Source organism: Pseudomonas sp. CCC3.1, from assembly GCF_034347405.1.
In the GTDB taxonomy this organism is placed as follows: domain Bacteria; phylum Pseudomonadota; class Gammaproteobacteria; order Pseudomonadales; family Pseudomonadaceae; genus Aquipseudomonas.
On sequence record NZ_CP133778.1, the window covers coordinates 2,580,026 to 2,598,387 of the forward strand.

General features: G+C 57.1%; 16 protein-coding genes. 13 read left to right on the top strand and 3 right to left on the bottom strand.

The genetic code is table 11. The annotated features are described in order from the left end of the window. Positions 1-47: 47 nt before the first annotated feature. Positions 48-1,475 carry an aldehyde dehydrogenase family protein gene (locus RHM56_RS11665; RefSeq protein ID WP_322241352.1) on the top strand — a complete coding sequence of 476 codons (1,428 nt, stop codon included), beginning with the start codon at positions 48-50 and terminating at the stop codon, positions 1,473-1,475. Positions 1,476-1,608: 133 nt separating this feature from the next. On the opposite strand, the gene RHM56_RS11670 is transcribed toward RHM56_RS11665, so the two are convergent. Genes RHM56_RS11670 through RHM56_RS11680 form a run of 3 tightly spaced genes read right to left on the bottom strand, consistent with a single transcriptional unit; the run spans position 1,609 to position 3,973 of the window. Further along, positions 1,609-2,676: a maleylacetate reductase gene (locus RHM56_RS11670; RefSeq protein WP_322241353.1), complete on the bottom strand. Its 1,068-nt coding sequence runs from the start codon at positions 2,674-2,676 to the stop codon at positions 1,609-1,611. Beyond that, positions 2,651-3,100 carry a nuclear transport factor 2 family protein gene (locus RHM56_RS11675; RefSeq protein ID WP_322241355.1) on the bottom strand — a complete coding sequence of 150 codons (450 nt, stop codon included), beginning with the start codon at positions 3,098-3,100 and terminating at the stop codon, positions 2,651-2,653. The genes RHM56_RS11670 and RHM56_RS11675 overlap by 26 nt, the downstream gene beginning before the upstream one ends. A 39-nt stretch (positions 3,101-3,139) precedes the next feature. Further along, entirely contained in the window at positions 3,140-3,973 is an 834-nt protein-coding gene (locus RHM56_RS11680) for a dioxygenase (protein ID WP_322241356.1), read from the bottom strand. A 169-nt stretch (positions 3,974-4,142) separates the two neighbouring features. Here RHM56_RS11680 and RHM56_RS11685 point away from each other — a divergent pair, with 169 nt between their 5' ends. The 12 genes from RHM56_RS11685 to RHM56_RS11740 all read left to right on the top strand — a co-directional run bounded on the left by RHM56_RS11685 (position 4,143) and on the right by RHM56_RS11740 (position 18,299). Continuing rightward, complete coding sequence (locus RHM56_RS11685; RefSeq protein ID WP_322241357.1) at positions 4,143-5,057, top strand: LysR family transcriptional regulator; 915 nt, start codon at positions 4,143-4,145, stop codon at positions 5,055-5,057. A gap of 213 nt (positions 5,058-5,270) precedes the next feature. Further along, positions 5,271-6,608 carry a carbohydrate porin gene (locus RHM56_RS11690; RefSeq protein WP_416194899.1) on the top strand — a complete coding sequence of 446 codons (1,338 nt, stop codon included), beginning with the start codon at positions 5,271-5,273 and terminating at the stop codon, positions 6,606-6,608. A gap of 167 nt (positions 6,609-6,775) precedes the next feature. Further along, a complete protein-coding gene (locus RHM56_RS11695; RefSeq protein ID WP_322241358.1) occupies positions 6,776-8,215 on the top strand; it encodes a sugar porter family MFS transporter in 1,440 nt (479 codons plus the stop codon). A gap of 56 nt (positions 8,216-8,271) precedes the next feature. Continuing rightward, on the top strand, positions 8,272-9,168 hold the full coding sequence (locus tag RHM56_RS11700; RefSeq protein ID WP_322241359.1) for an intradiol ring-cleavage dioxygenase: 897 nt from the start codon (positions 8,272-8,274) through the stop codon (positions 9,166-9,168). A 43-nt stretch (positions 9,169-9,211) separates the two neighbouring features. After that, a complete protein-coding gene (locus tag RHM56_RS11705; RefSeq protein WP_322241361.1) occupies positions 9,212-10,084 on the top strand; it encodes a sugar phosphate isomerase/epimerase family protein in 873 nt (290 codons plus the stop codon). Between the two features lie 69 nt (positions 10,085-10,153). Next, positions 10,154-11,149, top strand: a complete 996-nt coding sequence (gene iolG / locus RHM56_RS11710) for an inositol 2-dehydrogenase (protein WP_322241363.1) — start codon at positions 10,154-10,156, stop codon at positions 11,147-11,149. A gap of 50 nt (positions 11,150-11,199) precedes the next feature. Further along, complete coding sequence (locus RHM56_RS11715) at positions 11,200-12,291, top strand: Gfo/Idh/MocA family oxidoreductase (RefSeq protein ID WP_322241365.1); 1,092 nt, start codon at positions 11,200-11,202, stop codon at positions 12,289-12,291. A gap of 107 nt (positions 12,292-12,398) precedes the next feature. Next, positions 12,399-13,469: a multiple monosaccharide ABC transporter substrate-binding protein gene (chvE, locus tag RHM56_RS11720; protein ID WP_322241366.1), complete on the top strand. Its 1,071-nt coding sequence runs from the start codon at positions 12,399-12,401 to the stop codon at positions 13,467-13,469. Positions 13,470-13,522: 53 nt separating this feature from the next. Next, the gene (gene mmsA, locus RHM56_RS11725) at positions 13,523-15,058 is read left to right on the top strand and encodes a multiple monosaccharide ABC transporter ATP-binding protein (RefSeq protein ID WP_322241367.1); all 1,536 of its coding nucleotides are present in this window, start codon (positions 13,523-13,525) and stop codon (positions 15,056-15,058) included. Continuing rightward, positions 15,055-16,245, top strand: coding sequence for a multiple monosaccharide ABC transporter permease (gene mmsB / locus RHM56_RS11730; protein WP_322241368.1), 1,191 nt, complete (start codon positions 15,055-15,057; stop codon positions 16,243-16,245). Before mmsA ends, mmsB begins: the two co-directional genes overlap by 4 nt. A gap of 36 nt (positions 16,246-16,281) precedes the next feature. Then, the gene (locus tag RHM56_RS11735) at positions 16,282-16,581 is read left to right on the top strand and encodes a Dabb family protein (protein ID WP_322241369.1); all 300 of its coding nucleotides are present in this window, start codon (positions 16,282-16,284) and stop codon (positions 16,579-16,581) included. 113 nt (positions 16,582-16,694) lie between these two features. Further along, the gene (locus tag RHM56_RS11740; RefSeq protein WP_322241370.1) at positions 16,695-18,299 is read left to right on the top strand and encodes a tannase/feruloyl esterase family alpha/beta hydrolase; all 1,605 of its coding nucleotides are present in this window, start codon (positions 16,695-16,697) and stop codon (positions 18,297-18,299) included. Positions 18,300-18,362 lie beyond the last annotated feature (63 nt).

Below are 18,362 nucleotides of genomic sequence, written 5' to 3' on the forward strand. Positions count from 1 at the left end.
ATCTGATGGTGTTGCGCTAACCCCATCAGTCCCTGCGAGAGAAAAATATGAATAATGCGCTGAAATTTTATATCGATGGTCAATGGCTCGACGCGGAGTCTGGACAGACGCTAGAGGTCATCGATCCGTCCACAGAACAACCCTTCATCAGCATTGCGGTGGGTAACGCACAGGACGTAAACAAGGCCGTTGCCGCTGCGGCCAAGGCCTTCCCGGCGTTCTCGGTGACCCGCGTCAACGAGCGTCTGGCGCTGCTGGAAGAAATCCTGCGGGTTTACAACCTGCGCTACGAAGACCTGGTCAAGGCCGTCAGTGAGGAAATGGGCGCGCCACTGCATTTCGCCCGTGATGCGCAAGTGTGGAGCGGCCGTGCACACCTGGAATCGACCATCAGCGCGTTGAAGGCGTTCTCGTTCAGTGAGCAACACGGCACCACCCGCGTCGTGCGTGAAGCTATCGGGGTTTGCGCGCTGATCACCCCGTGGAACTGGCCACTGAATCAAATCGTCTGCAAAGTGGCTCCGGCCATTGCGGCGGGTTGTACCGTGGTGCTAAAGCCAAGTGAAATCGCCCCGCTGACCGGCATCATCTTTGCTGAAATTCTGCATGAAGCGGGCGTGCCTGCCGGGGTCTTCAACCTGATCAATGGCACAGGGGCCGACGTTGGCCAGCCACTGACCAGCCACCCAAACGTCGACATGGTCTCGTTCACCGGTTCCACCCGCGCTGGCATCCTGGTCGCCAAGGCCGCCGCCGATACCGTCAAGCGCGTGGCTCAGGAACTGGGCGGCAAGTCAGCGAACATCCTGCTGGAAGATGCCGACTTCGACGTGGCCGTTGCCAAGGGCGTGCAGGGCTGCTTCTCGAACTCGGGGCAATCGTGTGACGCACCGACGCGTATGCTGGTCCCGGCGGCGCAGCATGCCCGTGCGTTGCAGATTGCCAAACACACCGCTGAGCAACTGGTTACCGGCAGCCCGCAGAACGCCAACACTCACTTGGGGCCTGTCATCAGCGCTGCGCAATTCGACAAGATCCAGGGCCTGATCAAGACCGGGATCGAAGAGGGCGCCACTCTGGTGACCGGCGGCTTAGGCCGCCCTGAAGGCCTGGACAAGGGCTACTACGTGCGCCCGACGGTGTTTGGCAACGTTCAGCCACAGATGACCATCTCCCGTGAAGAGATTTTTGGCCCCGTGTTGTCGATCATCCCCTACGACACCGAAGAACAGGCGATTGAAATCGCCAACGACACCGTCTACGGTCTGGCCGCTTATGTGCAATCCACCGACATCGAGCGCGCACGAGCAGTAGCAGGGCGCATGCGTGCAGGTTCGGTGTATCTGAACTACCCGAGTTGGGACACCTTTGCGCCTTTTGGCGGCTACAAACAGTCGGGTAATGGCCGTGAATATGCGGGCTGGGGCATCCACGATTTCCTGGAAATCAAGGGCGTGGTGGGCTGGGGCAATTGATTTAAAAGGGTGACACTCACTCTTGGGTGCTGCCGCAGGCTGCGATAGGTTGACGTTGAACATCAAAAGATCGCAGCCTGCGGCAGCTCTGGCGGGGTTTTGCGTTAGGATCGAACGTTGTTTTAACCCGATTTTATTGCGGGCGAACACCTTCGTAAGCGTCCTGAAGCAGTTGTCGAATGGCGACGGCTTCGATCGGGCGTGGATTCCAATACGGGTTGGACAGCGCAATATCGGTCGCGCGGTCCAAGTCGGCTTCGGTCAAACCCAGGTCCTTGAGTCGGGTGGGTGCACCCAGCGAGCTTGAAAGGTCAAACAGGGCCGCTGCCGGGCTGCAATCTTCGACCCCCAGTGCCCGGCAAATACGTGCCAAACCGGGTGCTGCCGACTGGTTATAGGCGATGGCGTGCGGGAGCACGATGGTGTGGGTCTGGGCGTGGGGCAAATTGAAGCTGCCACCTAAGGTGTGACAAAGCTTGTGGTGCAGCGCCATACCGACGTTACCCAGGACTGTGCCGCACAGCCAGGCGCCATACAGGCAGTCGCCACGGGCATCGAGGTCGGCCGGGTTGTGACGTATGTTCTTCATGCCTTCGGCCAGCGCGCGGATACCTTCTTCGGCCATCAATGACATCACCGGGTTGCCATCTTGGGCGTACAAGCCTTCCGCCGCGTGTGCGATGGCGTTCATGCCGCTGGTGATCGACATCTCGATGGGCAAGCTGACCGTGAGTTCAGGGTCATAAATGACGGTTTTTGGCAGCACCCTTAGATCTTTGCCGGTGCGCTTGAGGCCGTTTTCGGTAAGGCCGAAAACGGGCGTCATCTCCGAGCCAGCGTAGGTGGTCGGGATCGCCAGGATCGGCAGGCCGGAGTCCATTGCGATGGCCTTGCCCAGCCCTGTGGTAGAACCGCCGCCAATGGCGACGGCGCAGTCGGCGCCCAGCTTGCGTGCCACTTCGCGGGCCTCACGGGCGGTTTCGATAGGGACATGCATCACCGCCTTATCAAAAATATCGGCTGCCCGGCTACCGAGCAATTTGACCACCAACTCTGCCTGGGCGCGTTGCTCAGGCGTGCAGAGCACCAAGGCTCGCTTGGCGCCTAAGCGATCGATTTCCGCCTCAAGTTGTTGCAGTGAGCCCTTGCCAAACAGGACGCGTGACGGCTGGCCGTTATAGACGAATGGGGGCGTGGACATGGGGCAGTTCTCCAGAGATAGCGGTAGAGGGGGGCGCTGGGCGCTGAGCTATAGGCGTGGGCTGATAGGCAATGAGTTGCCACTGCTCCCCAGTCTTCGTCCAGACGCTTAGCGTTTGGTTATTCAGGTTTTTGGCAACGCCGTGGGACACGATATCGGCAGACATTTGGCCAAAGGCCAAGACGGTATCGCCGAACACCCGGACTTCATGCACGGCATGATCAATGCGGTGATAGAGATAAAGTCCATTGCGGCATTTGTTCAGATAGCTGGCGAGATCGTCTTTCACGCCGTTTGAGTGCACATAGACCAGATCGGGATGGGCTAGACGCTGGAAGGTTTCAAGGTCACCTTGCTGCATCGCCTGGTAGCGTTGACTCTCCAACGCATTGATCAACGCGGTGATGGATAAATGGCTGTTCATGCTGACCTCGAGCGGTAAATATCACGGCAGTTACACGGCTCACGCTTTCGCCATAACGAAATCGAAGGCCAGGGTATAAAACGGGACGTCACTGTGCGTGCCGGTCGGGGTCATTCCGGGCGCGTGCCGCTGCCATTGAGTAATGAGCGAAGAGCGCACGCTGAACAACGGGTCCGAGTCCAGATGAGGGTCACCTTCGCGAAATACTTGGGTGGTCAGCGGCTGATAACCGGCGGCGCGGACCGTGAAGCCCAGGTGTGCAGGGCGCCAGGCAGGGCGGTTGAGCGCGGCGAGTATCCGGCCTACGGGGCTGTCATGGCGGATGCGATGGTTGTCCGGTAAAGAGGTGCAGAAGTGATAGTGCCCTCGCTCATCGGCTTGTAGCAGTGCGCGGTTGATCGGATTTGCACTGTCAATGCCAGCCAAATGAACTTCCATTGACGCGTGAGGAACAGGGACGCCCTTGGCGTCAAGCACTGAGCCGTGCACGTATCCTTTCGGGTCATTCGAGCCAGCCTTGAGGTCAGCGCCCAGATCGTGCAGCAAGGGTGCCTGTTCAGGCAGCACATGGAACGCCGTGGCTTCGGTGCATCCTGTTGGCTTTTTGTCGTGTTGTGCGAGTACAAGGGTTGAAAGGCCCAATACATGGGACAGCAGCGCGAACTCGTTGCGATCAGATGAGCTGACTTCGCCCACCTGACCCAGATAATCGATACCCCGTTGCCACTCGGCTTCAGTGAGTTTTATATCGCGGGCAAAGGCGTGCAGGTTCTGCACCAGACTGGTCATGATTTCGCACAAGCGGGCGTCGCCAATACCGCTGTTATTGGCCAGCACCGCCTGAGTGATGGTCATTTCGTCCAAGTTGCGCATGTTGACTCCCAGACTATGTGTGCCTGTCAGCGCCTGGCCATCTTTAGTGATGGCGGCGTATTGGCTTCTCAGGCCATAGCGCCGCACGTTATAGTTCCGCTGGATGTAAGAAAAGACCGTTTGCGGAATTCTTTATTTCATATATGAAAAAATAAAAAGGGAGTACGCCTTGGATCGACTGACCGAACTGGAACTGTTTGTATTAACGGCCGAAGTTGGCACTTTGACTAAAGCGGCGGAAATGCTGGGGTTATCCAACGCTGCTGCAAGCCGGCACTTGGTGGCTTTGGAACAACGTCTCAATGTTCGTTTGATTGATCGCAATACTCGACGCCTGGCCCTGACTAACCTGGGGCATCAGTTTTATGCCAGTTGCAAAAGTTTGTTGGGTGAGTTGAAGGAAGCCGAGGCATCGCTCAGCGAATCACTGGTGCAGCCGATGGGCACGCTGACGGTAACGTCATCGATTTCCTTCTGCATGTTGCACATTGCGCCGCTGATTCCGGCTTTTCGCAAAATGTACCCGCACATTACCTTGAAGGTATTGGGGGAGAACCGTTACTTCGACATTATTGACAGTGACATTGATCTGGCAATCCGCACCAAGGAATACGAGCCTGACTCCAATATCACGATCCGCCGTCTTGCCGAGACGCGTCGTGTTCTTGCCGCATCGCCCGGGTATCTGCAACGCATGGGAATGCCCAAGACCATCGAAGATCTGGCCCGGCATGACCTGCTGATCTATAGCCATGCCAATCAGCCTCGAATCATGCGCTTTACCCAAGACAACGAAGAAGTGGCGTTCAAGGCCGAGCCGATCCTGGAAACCAACGATGGGCAAATTGTGCGTGCAGCCGCCCTGGCAGGCGGGGGGATACTGGTGCAACCCAAATACATCATTAATGCCGATCTGGTGGCAGGGCGGTTGATCCCGGTGCTCGATGATTGGGACTTGCCAAGGTTGACTATCAATATGGCGTTCCAAAGCCGTCGTTATATGCCCGCCAAGTTGCGCGTATTTATCGAGTTTCTATTGGCCGATTTCAAGAAACACGAACACGAGCGTTACTGGACGCGTTAATACAGTTTTTCACCACGTGGAATTCACATTTGTTTTTTTCACGGGTACCCACTTAAACCCCTGCCACTTATGATCCGTCGCGCTGGTGCAGGGGGCTTTAATGTTCCGAACTGCACGTGGCTTTTTTCGAGAGCGTACTGAATCAGCATTATTAATGCTGCGTCGTGTGTCGCCTGCGCGTTAATAAAACTAATAATAAGGAAACGTTAAGCCATGAAGAACTTTGCCAAGAGCACGGTTGCGGTCAGCTTTTGCCTGTTGATTCCCGGTATGGCCAGTGCTGCCAATCAGCCTTTCGAATACGACTCACCCTGGATGACCGGCGACTGGGGCGGGGTGCGCAGTAATTGGCTGGACGACGGTGTTGATATTCAGCTGGGGTATACCGGTGAAATGGCAGCCAATGCACGTGGCGGCTATGACAAGGAGCACACGGTGCGCTGGACCGAGCAATATGCGCTGGGTCTAAAGCTTGACCTGCAAAAAGCCTTGGGTTGGGAGAAAACCCAGTTTCAGCTCACGGTTACCGAGCGTGACGGACGCAACTTGACGAATGACCGGATAGCCGACCCGCGAGTCGGTGGCTATTCATCCTCCCAGGAAGTCTATGGCCGCGGCCAGACCTGGCGCCTGACCGAGATGTGGATGAGCAAGGCATGGCTGGACGGCGCGCTGGACATCAAGGCGGGCCGCTTTGATGAAGGCTCGGACTTCAACACGTTCCCATGCGACTTTCAAAGCACGCCGTTCTGCGGTGCGCAGGCAGCAAACTGGATTGGCGATATTTGGTACAACTGGCCCGTCAGCCAGTGGGCCGTGCGCACGCGTTACCAGTTTGCTCCCGAGTGGTATGCGCAGATTGGGGTGTTTGAGCAGAACCCCTCGTATCTGGAAACGGGTAATGGCTTCAAGCTCAGCGGCAGTGGTACTCAAGGTGCGGTGATCCCTGTCGAATTGGTCTGGCGCCCGAAAATAAATGGGCTGGCAGGTGAGTATCGCCTCGGTTATTACAAGAGCACCGCCAAGGCCGACGATGTTCGCGATGACATCAACGGCATTGCGCAACCGCTCTCCGGTGACGCGTTCAAACAACACTCCAGTCGCCATGGCTACTGGTTGGTGGCACAGCAGCAATTGACCGCGCGCGATAGTGATAGCCGTCGAGGCCTTTCGGTATTTGCCAACTTTACCTCTCACGACAAGGCGACCAGTCGAGTCGATCATTTCATCCAGGCAGGTCTCGTCTATAAAGGTCCGTTCGACAGCCGACCGCTGGATGACCTGGGCTTTGGCGTTGCCGAGGTTCACACCAACCCGGCTTACCGTGAGCGTGCGCGCTTGCAGAATGAGCAAAACGGCATCAGTGACTACGACAATCCGGCTTATCTACCGTTGCAGTACAACGAAATAAGCAGCGAGATTTACTACGGTTTTCACGTTACCCACTGGCTGACGGTGCGCCCGAACGTGCAATACGTGAAATACCCCGGTGGCGTGCGTGAAATCGATGCCGCAGTGATCGCAGGCCTGAAAGTGCAGGCCAAGTTCTAGAGCTTTGCACCCAGTTGAGTGGCGGGCCCGGCAAGGCTCGTCACCACCCCTTTCAGTTTTCCACCAGGAGGAAAACACATTTGCCAATCAGGCATTTGTTTTCCGATTCAATCGCAGTAGTCTCACCTCCACTGAGCGAACACATAAATTTAATAAAGGTTGACCTCATGTCCAATCACCCAACCGCGGCGAGTGCGTCGTCGAAAATACTTTGGCGTATCGCGGCCATCACTACTATGGGCTCGTTGGCGTTCGGTTATGACACCGGAGTCATCTCCGGAGCCTTGCCTTTCATGGCGCTCGATGCCAGCCAGGGTGGCTTGGGATTGAATCCTGTATCCGAAGGTCTGGTGGCCTCGGCGCTGATTTTTGGCGGTGCATTTGGTGCCTTGTTTGCGGGGCATTTGTCCGACCGCTATGGCCGCTTGGGCGTGCTTAAGGCGCTGGCAATATTGTTTGCACTGGGTGCGATAGGTACAGCTGTCGCGCCGACACTGTGGGTGATGGTTGCCACTCGCTTCATTCTGGGCATCGCTGTCGGCGGTGCATCCTCTACGGTTCCGGTTTTGATCGCCGAGCTGGCGGCGCCGCGTCATCGTGGGCGGCTAGTGTGTCAGAGCGAAGTCATGATTGTTTCCGGCCAATGCCTGGCTTACATCGCCAGTGCGAGTCTGGCGCACTTGTTCGACAGCCCGCTAACGTGGCGTTTTATGTTGGCTATTTCGCTGATCCCGGCCGTATTGCTCTATGTCGGTATGCGATTCGTACCGGCATCGCCGCGCTGGCTAGTGGGTAAAGGTCGGGTTGATGAGGCAAAAGTCATTCTGGCAGGCATCCGCGATACGCAGGCCGAAGTGGACGGTGAGCTGAAAGAAATCGTCGAGCAATGTGCCAAGGAGCAACGTCATGGCGGTGGCCTCAGGGCTTTAAAGGAACCGTGGTTGCTGAAGTTGCTGGGCATCGGTATCGCTTTGGGCTTCGTCCTGCAATTCACCGGGGTTAATGCCTTCATTTATTTCACGCCGATGATCCTCAAGGAAACAGGCATGGGCACCAATGCCGCGTTGGTTGCGACCATCGGCAACGGCGTGGTCTCGGTCATTGCTGCCTTGATCGGCATGTGGCTGATCAATCGCATGGGCCGTCGTTCGATGCTGCTCATGGGTTTGGTTGTGGTGGTGCTGGCGCAGATTTTCCTCGGCGTGGTGATCAACTTCATGCCGCACTCGCTGCTGCAAAGCTACATGGCGTTGACCGGTGTGCTGGTGTTCTTGTTCTTCATGCAGATGTGTATCGGCCCGGTGTACTGGTTGCTGATGTCTGAACTGTTCCCCAACCACGTGCGGGGTCTGATGAACGGGATTGCGGTCGGTGTGTTCTGGGTGTTCAACGCGATCGTCGCCTTCCTGTTTCCGGTGTTGCTGAGCGAGCTGGGGGGCATGACGTTCTTCCTCTTCGCGGTGATCAATATCGGCTCGATTATCTTTTGCACCCTGTGGCTGCCAGAGACTAAGGGCATGACCCTGGAGCAGATTGAACAGTTCATGGAACAGCGTCTCAGCGGGCGTAAATGGCGAGCAGGTGAGCTCAGCGCCAACGCTTACTGAACAGACGGCAAGCTACGTACACCCGACTTAATAAAATTGTTCAAGGACATCACGCCATGACTGCGCACTTGGATACCGAGATCCCGGTTGGCGGGCTCTTCGAAGAAGAACGCTCTGCTGAAATCGTCAATGCCCGTATCAGCGACCAGGCCAACCCGCGTTTGCGTGAGGTGATGGCGGTACTGACCCGGCACTTGCATGCGGCGATCAAAGAAATCGAGCCCAGCCACGATGAATGGTTTACGGCCATCGAATTTTTGACCCAGACCGGGCAAATGTGCACGGACTGGCGTCAGGAGTACATCCTGCTGTCGGACGTGGTAGGGGCCACCATGCTGGTGGATGCAATCAATCACCGTCGCCCCAAGGGCGCTACCCCCAACACCATCCTTGGCCCGTTCTACGTGGCCGATGCGCCACGTTACGAGAGCGGCGCCAACATCTGCCTGGACGGCAAGGGCGAGCCGACCCTGGTCAGCGGTCGGGTACTTGATATCGCCGGAAATCCCATCGCCGGAGCGACGCTAGACATCTGGCAAACCAACGATGACGGCTTCTACGACGTGCAGCAAAAAGGCCTGCAGCCAGACTACAACCTGCGCGGGTTGTTTACCTCGGATGCTGACGGCTACTACGCCTTTCGTACGGTCAAACCTCGGCATTACCCGATCCCGGCCGATGGCCCGGTGGGCAAGCTGCTGGGCGAGCTGGGACGCCACCCTCATCGCGCTGCGCATTTGCACTTTATCGTGACGGCCCCGGGTTTCGATCAAGTCATCACCCACATCTTTACCCCGGATTGCCCGTACTTGCACGAAGACACCGTGTTCGGCGTCAAGAAGGAGCTGATCGCTGAGTTCACCACACAAACTGACGTGGTCACCGCCCAGCGTTATGACTTGCAAGTACCGTTTTTGGCCGTTAATTGGGACTTTGTCCTGAACCCGAACTGATGCATCGAACCTTCGTATTCAACTCTCCACAAAAGTGATCGTCATGCCTGACAAATCTGTTGAATTACTGGCTGCTTACTGGACCCTTGCGGGTGATACCTACCCGGGTGCGCCTTGCGAGATCAGCCCATTTTCGCTGCAATCGCGAGCTGAAGCGGCAGCCAGGGCCGGCTGGCGCGGTATGGGCCTGGTACATGCCGATCTGGTTCACAACGTCGCCAAGTTGGGCCTCTCCACGGTGCGCAGTATTTTTCAGGACAACGGCATCAAACACCTGGAAGTCGAGTTTCTGACCGACTGGCACCTGGATGGCCCGCTGCGTGCGGCTTCGGACAAGGTGCGCGACGAGTTACTGGATATTGCCGCCGAACTGGGCGCTCGCAGCCTCAAGGTCGCGGGTGGATTGTTTGAACAAGGCCCTCCCGATGTACCGCGCATGCGTGAGGCTTTTGCAGTCCTGTGCGACCGGGCAAAGCCCAGCGGTGTCAACGTGGTCATTGAGTTCTTGCCGTTTTCCAGCGTAAACACCATTGATCGGGCCATTGCTGTTGCCGATGGCGTGCGCCCCAACGGCGGCCTGCTCGTGGACACCTGGCATGTGGCGCGCGGCGGCATGAGCTTCGACGAAATCGCCAAGCTCCCGCTGGAGCTGATCAAGTCCATTGAGCTGGACGATGCCAGCTCCACCATTGTCGGGTCGTTGCTGAACGACTCGACCCATCATCGCAAGTTATGCGGCGAAGGCGATCTGGATGTGCCTGCGTTCATCCAGCACGTTGTCAATGTGGGTTATCGCGGGCCGTGGGGCGTGGAGCTGATCAGCGCCGAACTGCGCAAGCTGCCGTTGGATGTCGCTGCCAAAAGAGCCTTCGAAACGACCATGGCGCAATTTGAAAACATCAAATTTCCGGCTTGATACACGGCTTTCACCTAACAAATTCCTTGGCTACAACAACGAACAATAGCGTTTTCAGGAGAGATAAAAATGGTAGGTATCGCAGTTCTTGGCGCCGGTCGAATCGGCAAAATTCACGCTGCCAACGTGGCAGCCAGCAAGTTCGCCACCCTGGTGGTTGTCGCCGACCCATTCGCTGATGCCGCTGCAAGGCTGGCCGACGAACTCAGCGCTGAAGCCATGACCGACTGCGAAGCCGCGATTGACCGTGCCGATGTCGACGCCATCGTGATTGGCACCCCGACTCACACCCACATCAACCTCATGTTGCGGGCCGTGCGTCAGGGCAAGGCCGTGTTGTGCGAAAAGCCGATTGACCTGGACATGGTCAAGAGTCTGGCCGCAGTGGAAGAAGTTGAGCGCCTGAACGGTCGCGTCATGTTGGCCTTTAACCGTCGCTTCGAAACCACCTTTGCCCAAATGCGTGCCGCCATCGAGGCGGGCGATATCGGTGAAGTTCGCCAAGTGATTATCACCAGCCGCGATCCCGGGCTGGCGCCGGAAGACTACATCGAGCATTCGGGGGGGATTTTCCGCGACATGACCATTCATGACCTGGATATCGGTCGCTGGTTGCTGGGCGAAGAACCGGTCGAACTGACGGCCATTGGCAGCCGCCTGATCGATCCGGCGTTGATGGAAAAGTACGACGATTACGACACCGCGATGGTGCAGATGCAAACAGCCTCCGGCAAACAGTGCCACATCAACAATTGCCGTCAGGCGGTCTACGGCTATGACCAGCGTATTGAAGTGTTCGGCTCTACCGGCATGCTGCAAATGGACAACCTGCGACCCACCACGATCCGTCGCTGGAATCAGGATGTGACTGATGCGCGCGAGCCGCTGCTGAACTTCTTCCTCGAGCGCTACCAGCAAGCTTACAAGTCGGAACTGGACGCTTATATCGATGCACTGGTGCACAAAAAGCCGATGCCGACCACCGTACAGGACGGGCTCAAGGCGTTGCAGTTGGCCGATGCCGCCGTAGAGTCGGTCAAGACCGGACGTGCTGTCAGGCTCTGACGCTGCCTCGTTGATTCGCAAGTCTGGCCCAGAACACCAGGAGAACCGTTATGTCCTACACACTTGAGAGTGGCACCACCATTGGCGTGGCTTGCCTGGGTATCACTCACCCGCACACGTCGGGTCGGGTAAAAGCGTTCAAGCGCATGGCCGATGTGCAGTTTTTGGGCGCCTACGATGACAGTCCTTTACTCGAGCCGTTCTGTGATGCGTTGGGCCTGCAGGCCCGTAGCATGGAAGAAATACTGGCAGACCCTAAGGTGCATGTGGTGCTGGTGCACCCCAAAAGCTACCTGATGGCCGAGTGGACGATTGCAGCACTTGAGGCCGGCAAGGCGGTGCTCTGCGAGAAGCCAGCAGGTCGTGGTACTCAGGACACCCAGCGAATTGTCGACGCGGTCGAGCGCACCGGAGGTCTGTTTCAGGTCGGCTACTGCTGGCGCTATGCCCCGTCGGTAGAAAAAATGCAGCAAGTGCTGCAAAGCGGTGAAATCGGCAAAGTGCTGCAAGTTCGCGCCCACGCCGGTTGTTCCCACGATGAAGCCGATACTAACCACATGAAACAGCCGGGTGACCGTGGTGGCGCTTTCTACGTGATCGGCTGCCACACCATTGACCGGATCCTGCTGCATTTTGGCAAACCGCGTTCAGTCAATGCACGGATCAGCAAGTTCGCGGGGCAGATGAGCGAGTCGGCCCGTGAAGACGCAGTGGGTGCGGTACTCAACTACGACGACAAGTTGATCACCATCGACTTCATGTCCTGGGATCCAATGCCCTGGACCGAGAGCTGGGACATCACGGCCTACGGCACGCATGGCGTGATGCATTCCACGCCGATGCCCGCATCGTACAAGCTCTACCACGATGGCAAAAATGGTCACCAGCAAGGTTGGACTCACTGGAACGAGAACAGCTTTCCGGAAATCTGGGCTGTACGCAAAACGGTGTACTCCCCGGAAATCGCCGAAATCGGCAACCCTGTGTACTTTGACCGTGAGGCCGCAGTGTTCACCCAGTCGCTGCGCACCGGTAGCGCCTCCACAGTGCCTGCCACACAGGCGCATGACATCAACGTGATCCTCGAAGCCCTGTTCGAGTCCGCTGATGCGAATGGCCAGGAAGTACTCCTGGCGTTGTAGACACCCGCAGTTCTGGTACGCGAAGTGCCCCGATCGGCTCAGTTAACGGAGCCGAGAGGGATGCTGCGTCTCTGAAAAAAGACAACAACAATAAATGAGAGGACGTTATGCACACGATCATCAAGCTTGCTGCAGCCGTGGTACTGGGTTTGGCCGTCAGTGCCTGCTCCAAGAACGAGGCCAGTGACAAAGGCACCATTGGTATCGCTATGCCCTCCAAAACCGAGGCGCGCTGGGTGTCCGATGGCAAGAGTATCGTCGACTCGCTGAAAAAACTGGGTTATGACACTGACCTGCAATATGCCCAGTACGAGGCTCCGACTCAGCTTTCACAAATCGAAAACATGATGGTCAAGGGCATCAAGGGCCTGATCGTAGCGCCGATTGACGGCACCACGATGGCCGACGTGCTCAAGCAGGCTCGGGAGAAGGGGATCAAGGTCATCTCCTATGACCGTCTGATTCGCAACTCCAAGGACTTCGATTATTACGTCACGTTCGACAATTACCGCACCGGGGTATTGCAGGGTGAGTCGATCGTCGAGTCGCTGGAACTCAAGCAAGGCAAAGGTCCGTACAACCTGGAAATCTTTGCCGGTTCGACCGATGACAACAACGCTCATGTGGTGTACGCCGGCGTGATGTCGCAAATCAAGCCTTACATCGACAGCGGCAAGTTGGTGGTGCGCAGCGGCCAGCAAGCCATGGACAAGGTGGCCACCCCTAATTGGGACGGTGCCTTGGCCCAGTCGCGCATGGACAACTTGCTGAGTGCCTTCTACAGCACCGCTCACCTGGATGCAGTGCTGGCCATGAACGACCAGATTGCCAATGGTGTGGTGTCATCCCTGCGTGGCGTGGGCTATGGCAGTGGCAAGTCAGCGATGCCAATCGTCACCGGTCAGGATGCGGAGATCTCCAGCATCAAGTCGATCATCCGGGGGGATCAAACCTCGACAATCTTCAAGGATACCCGCGCGCTGGCTGAAGCGGCGGCACACATGATGGACGCCGAACTGAGCGCCAAACCGGTGACCGTCAACGACACCACGTCCTATGACAACGGATCGATGATCGTGCCCACCCAGTTACTGACCCCGCAACTGGTTGATAGCAAAAACTGGCAGAAAGTCCTGGTTGACGAGACAGGCTTCTACACCCTTGAGCAGTTGCGCTAGTTGATTGAGCCGTCGGCGGTGAGTGTGGAAGTCCGTCTGGCAGGAGAGAGAAAATGAGCAAAACGATTCTCGACATGCGCAACATCCGCAAGTGCTTCGGCCCGGTCAAGGCCCTGAGCGGGGTCCACTTGAAAGTGGGGGATGGGGAGATCCACGCCATTTGTGGCGAAAACGGTGCCGGGAAATCAACGCTGATGAAAATCCTCAGCGGGGTTTATCCCGATGGCAGTTTCGACGGCGAAATCCACTTCGATGGATCGCCCCGAACATTTCAGGGCTTGCGCGACAGCGAGGCGCTGGGGATCTGCATCATTCACCAGGAACTGGCGCTGGTGCCGATGCTGTCGATCACCGAGAACCTTTTTCTGGGCAATGAGATCTCTCGTTTCGGGGTTATCGACTGGAATCAGGCTCACCGGCGGGCGCGTGAGTTGCTGGCCCGGGTTGGCCTCAATGTTCAACCGCAAACGCTGGTGGGCAAGCTCGGCATTGGCCAGCAGCAATTAGTGGAGATTGCCAAGGCGCTGGCCAAGGACGTGCGCATGCTGATCCTTGATGAACCGACGGCCAGTCTGAACGAAAAGGACAGCGATACGTTGCTCAATCTGATGCTGGAGCTGAAGAGTCGAGGCATTACATCGATCATCATTTCTCACAAACTCAACGAAATTGGCCGGGTCGCCGACGAAATCACCGTGATCCGTGACGGCGCTACTGTCGATGTCATTGATTGCCGTACCGCAGGCATCGATGAGGGGCGGGTCGTGCGTTCCATGGTCGGTCGGGAGTTGTCGGATCGCTACCCCACACGGGTGCCTGATATTGGCGAAACCTTGTTCGAGGTTCAGAACTGGTCTGTGGGCGATCCGGAGCGTCCCGAGCGTGACCGAATCCGCAACATCAACTTCCATGTTCGACGTGGCGAGGTGGTCGGGATCGCCGGCCTGATGGGGGCTGGCCGTACCGAGTTTGCCATGAGCGTTTTCGGTCGATCCTACGGCGTGAATATTCGCGGTAAAGCGCACTTGGAAGGACGAGAGGTTGACCTGGGCTCCGTACGCAAAGCCATCGATCAAGGTCTTGCGTATGCCACCGAAGACCGCAAGGGTGCCGGATTGGTGCTGGGGGAGAGCATCACGCGCAACACTTCCATGGCCAATTTGAGCGCAGTGTCCAAACGCTGGGTGATGAATGAGCTTTCAGAGACGGCGGTGGCTGTCGACTACCGGTCTCGCTTGCGGATTCGCAGCGCGGACGTTGCCCAGTCGGTGGAAAAACTCTCGGGCGGCAACCAGCAAAAAGTCGTGTTGGGCAAATGGCTTTTTTCTGACCCCAAAGTACTGATCCTCGATGAGCCTACCCGCGGTATCGACGTGGGCGCCAAATACGAGATCTACGGGGTGGTCAATCAAGTGGTCAGCGAGGGGCGAGGGGTGGTGATGATTTCTTCGGAAATGCCCGAATTACTCGGTACCTGTGACCGTATCTATGTGATGAACGAAGGCCGTTTTGTGGGCGAGTTTCCGATCGCCGAGGCATCGCAGGAAAAAATCATGCACGCAATCATGAAAAATGAGGTGATCCAGTGAGCGAAGTCAGTCTGCCTCTCTCATCCAAACCCAATGCCTTGACATCGTTCAAGCGCGGCGCTCGTGAATACGGTCTGCTGCTGTCGCTGATTGTGATCATGGTGTTCTTTCAGGTGGCCACGGGTGGAGCGCTGATGCAGCCGCTCAACTTGACCAATCTGCTGCTGCAAAACAGTTACATCGTCGTCATGGCGCTCGGTATGTTGATGGTCATTGTCTGCGGTCATATCGACCTGTCGGTCGGTTCGGTCGTCGGGGTGATTGGTTCTATTGCCGCCGTCCTGATGGTGCAGTACCGCCTGGACTTCTTCACCGTAACGGTGATTTGCCTGTTGACCGGCGCCTTGATTGGGGCGGCGCAAGGCTATTGGGTGGCAGTCTGGGGCATGCCATCGTTCATCGTGACCCTCGCGGGCATGCTGATTTTTCGTGGCGCCACGATTGCCATCTCCCAAGGGCAGTCAATCGGACCGTTTCCCCCGGAGTTTTCAGCCATCAGTTCGGGCTTCATTCCCGATGTTTTTGCCCATGAGAGTGTACGCATCACCTCATTGCTGCTGGGCATTGCTGTGGCGGTGATCTTTTGGGTGATCGAATACCGCGCCCGTGCTCGCACCCAAAAAAGCGGTGGCCGTGTTGCGCCGCTAGCCTTGTTTGCACTGAAAAACGGTGTGGTAGCAGGGCTCCTCGTTTACTTCTGCTACTTGCTCTCCACCTACCGCGGCATCCCCACGGTGCTGGTGATCATGAGCGTGCTGATCGCGGTGTACACCTTCATCATGAATCGCACCGTAATCGGTCGCTGGATCTACGCAGTCGGCGGCAACCTCAAGGCCGCCAAACTGTCGGGGATCAACACCTCGCGGGTGACCTTCTTTGCCTTCGTCAACATGGGGGTTCTGGCCGCAGTGGCGGGTCTTATTTTTGTTGCTCGCCTCAACAGCGCGACACCGCGCGGTGGTACAGGTTTTGAACTGGATGTGATCGCCGCGGTGTTCATCGGAGGTGCTTCGGCATCCGGAGGGGTGGGCAAAGTGGTGGGTGTGGTCATCGGCGCCTTCATCATGGGGGTGCTGAACAACGGCATGTCGATCATGGGCATTGGCATCGATTACCAGCAAATGATCAAGGGCGCGGTGTTGCTGGCGGCGGTGTTCGTGGATGTTTACCAGAAAAACAAGGGTTGATATGACGCGTATGGAAGGCACCGCAGAGAGGCAGCCATGATCAAACATATTGTGATGTGGAACCTTGCGGGGGACACCCCGGAAAGGAATCGTCAGGCGTGCTTGTTTGTCAAAGAGCGTTTTGAAGGGCTCGCCGGATTGATACCCGGGTTACTGAAAATTGAGATCGGGGTTGATATCAGCCGGATAGATTACGCGTGTGATGTCGTGCTCTACAGCGAGTTCGATTCTCATGAGGCGTTGACCGCCTATGCCACGCACCCAGAGCACCTGCGGGTGCGTCAAGAGTTGGGCGATTTACGGATTGCCCGGCATCAGGTGGACTACGTACTGTAATTCTGTGGGGTGTGGCTTGAACTTTCTCTTGATGCAACTAAGGTCGTGCTAGCGTACCCACCGAGCTGAATGCGCGCAGTGCGGGTCCTTTAACGTGATCGAAAGGCAGGGATATGGATATGAATCATCAGCGTTCTGTTCAGCGTCTGGTATGCCGGGGTAGTGCGGCCGTCATCGGCTTGCTGGCGTTATCGATGGCAGCGGGTGCCCAGGCGATGGATGCTTGCAGCGCGTTGGCGGCATTGGCCTTGCCTGATGCGACCATTACGGTCGCCGAGACCGTTGCTGGCGGGCAGTACAAAATGCCGGAAAACCCGCTGACGCGACTGGCGAGCTTTTCCGGCATGAACGTGGCAGGAGCCGCAGAAAACGGGCCCAATCCGGCTTTTTGCAGAATTGCCGCAACGCTTAAACCCAGCAGCGATTCAGACATCAAGATAGAAGTGTGGCTACCGCTTACAGGTTGGAATGGCAAGTTTCTCGGCGTCGGCAGTTTTGGCTGGGGCGGGGCCATGATGTTTCCGACCCTCATTACCGGCATTGAGCAGGGCTACGCCACAGCCGCGACGGATACCGGTCACGACAGCAGCACTGAAGAGGGCAAGGGTGGGCAGTTCGCTTTGGGCCACCCGGAAAAATTGATCGACTATGCGTGGCGCGCCGATCACTTGATGACGGTCCATGCCAAGGCTTTGATCAAGGCCTATTACGGTGAGTCGGCCCGTCGTTCGTACTGGATCGGCTGCTCGCTGGGCGGCCTGGAAGGTTTGATCGAAGCCAAGCGCTTTCCCGATGATTACGATGGCATTGTGGCGGGCGCGCCGCCCAACCCATTGGTCAAGTTCAACGCAGCCCAGCTCTGGCCCAGTTGGTTGATCAGCCGCAGTCCCGATGCGCACATGACCCAGGCCAAATTCGACATGATCAGCCAGGCCGCGCTCAAGGCGTGCGCCTCACCGATAGGCCTCAAACAGGGGTTTATCGACGACCCTGAGCATTGCAATTTTGAACCTGAGCAATTGCTGTGCAAGGGCGCCGAGACGCCCGATTGTCTGACGGCAGCGCAGGTCAAGTTAATGAAGCAGATCTATCAGGGGCCGATCAACCCGCGTACCCAAGAGGTCATTTTTCCAGGCCCGGCTAAAGGGAATGAAAGCGTGCTTGGCGAGTTTGTTGATGGCAAACCGTTCCCGGTAGCGCTGGATCTGTTCAAGTACGCCGCCTTCCAGGATCCCGACTGGGACTGGACAACCATTGACTGGGACAAAACCGTGAATGAGGCCGTCAGCAAGCTCGGTCCGTTGTTGCATGTTGATACTGACCTCGCACCCTTCTTCGACCGGGGTGCAAAGCTGCTGCTTTATGTGGGCTGGAACGACTTTCATAACGGACAAGAACTGATCGACTATTACCAATCACTGCTGCGTGATTCAGGCGATGCAGCGCGTTCCTCGGCTCGCCTGTTTCTGATCCCCGGCATGGGCCATTGTTATGGCGGCGCGGGTTGCGACACCTTCAACAAGCTGGGCTATATCGACAGCTGGGTCGAGCACGGCGTGGCGCCACAGCGCATCGTTGCCTCAAAAATCGAAGATGGCAAAGTCGTGCGCACACGACCACTGTGTGCCTATCCGCAGGTTGCACGTTATGTGGGCAAGGGCGACATCGATAATGCCGACAGTTATGCCTGCCTCGATCCTGCGACGAGCAAGCAATAAGGTGCCGGGCGGCTGTCAGAGGCTGTCCGGAGCCCCCAAAAATATGTTGACTGGGCTCCAGGG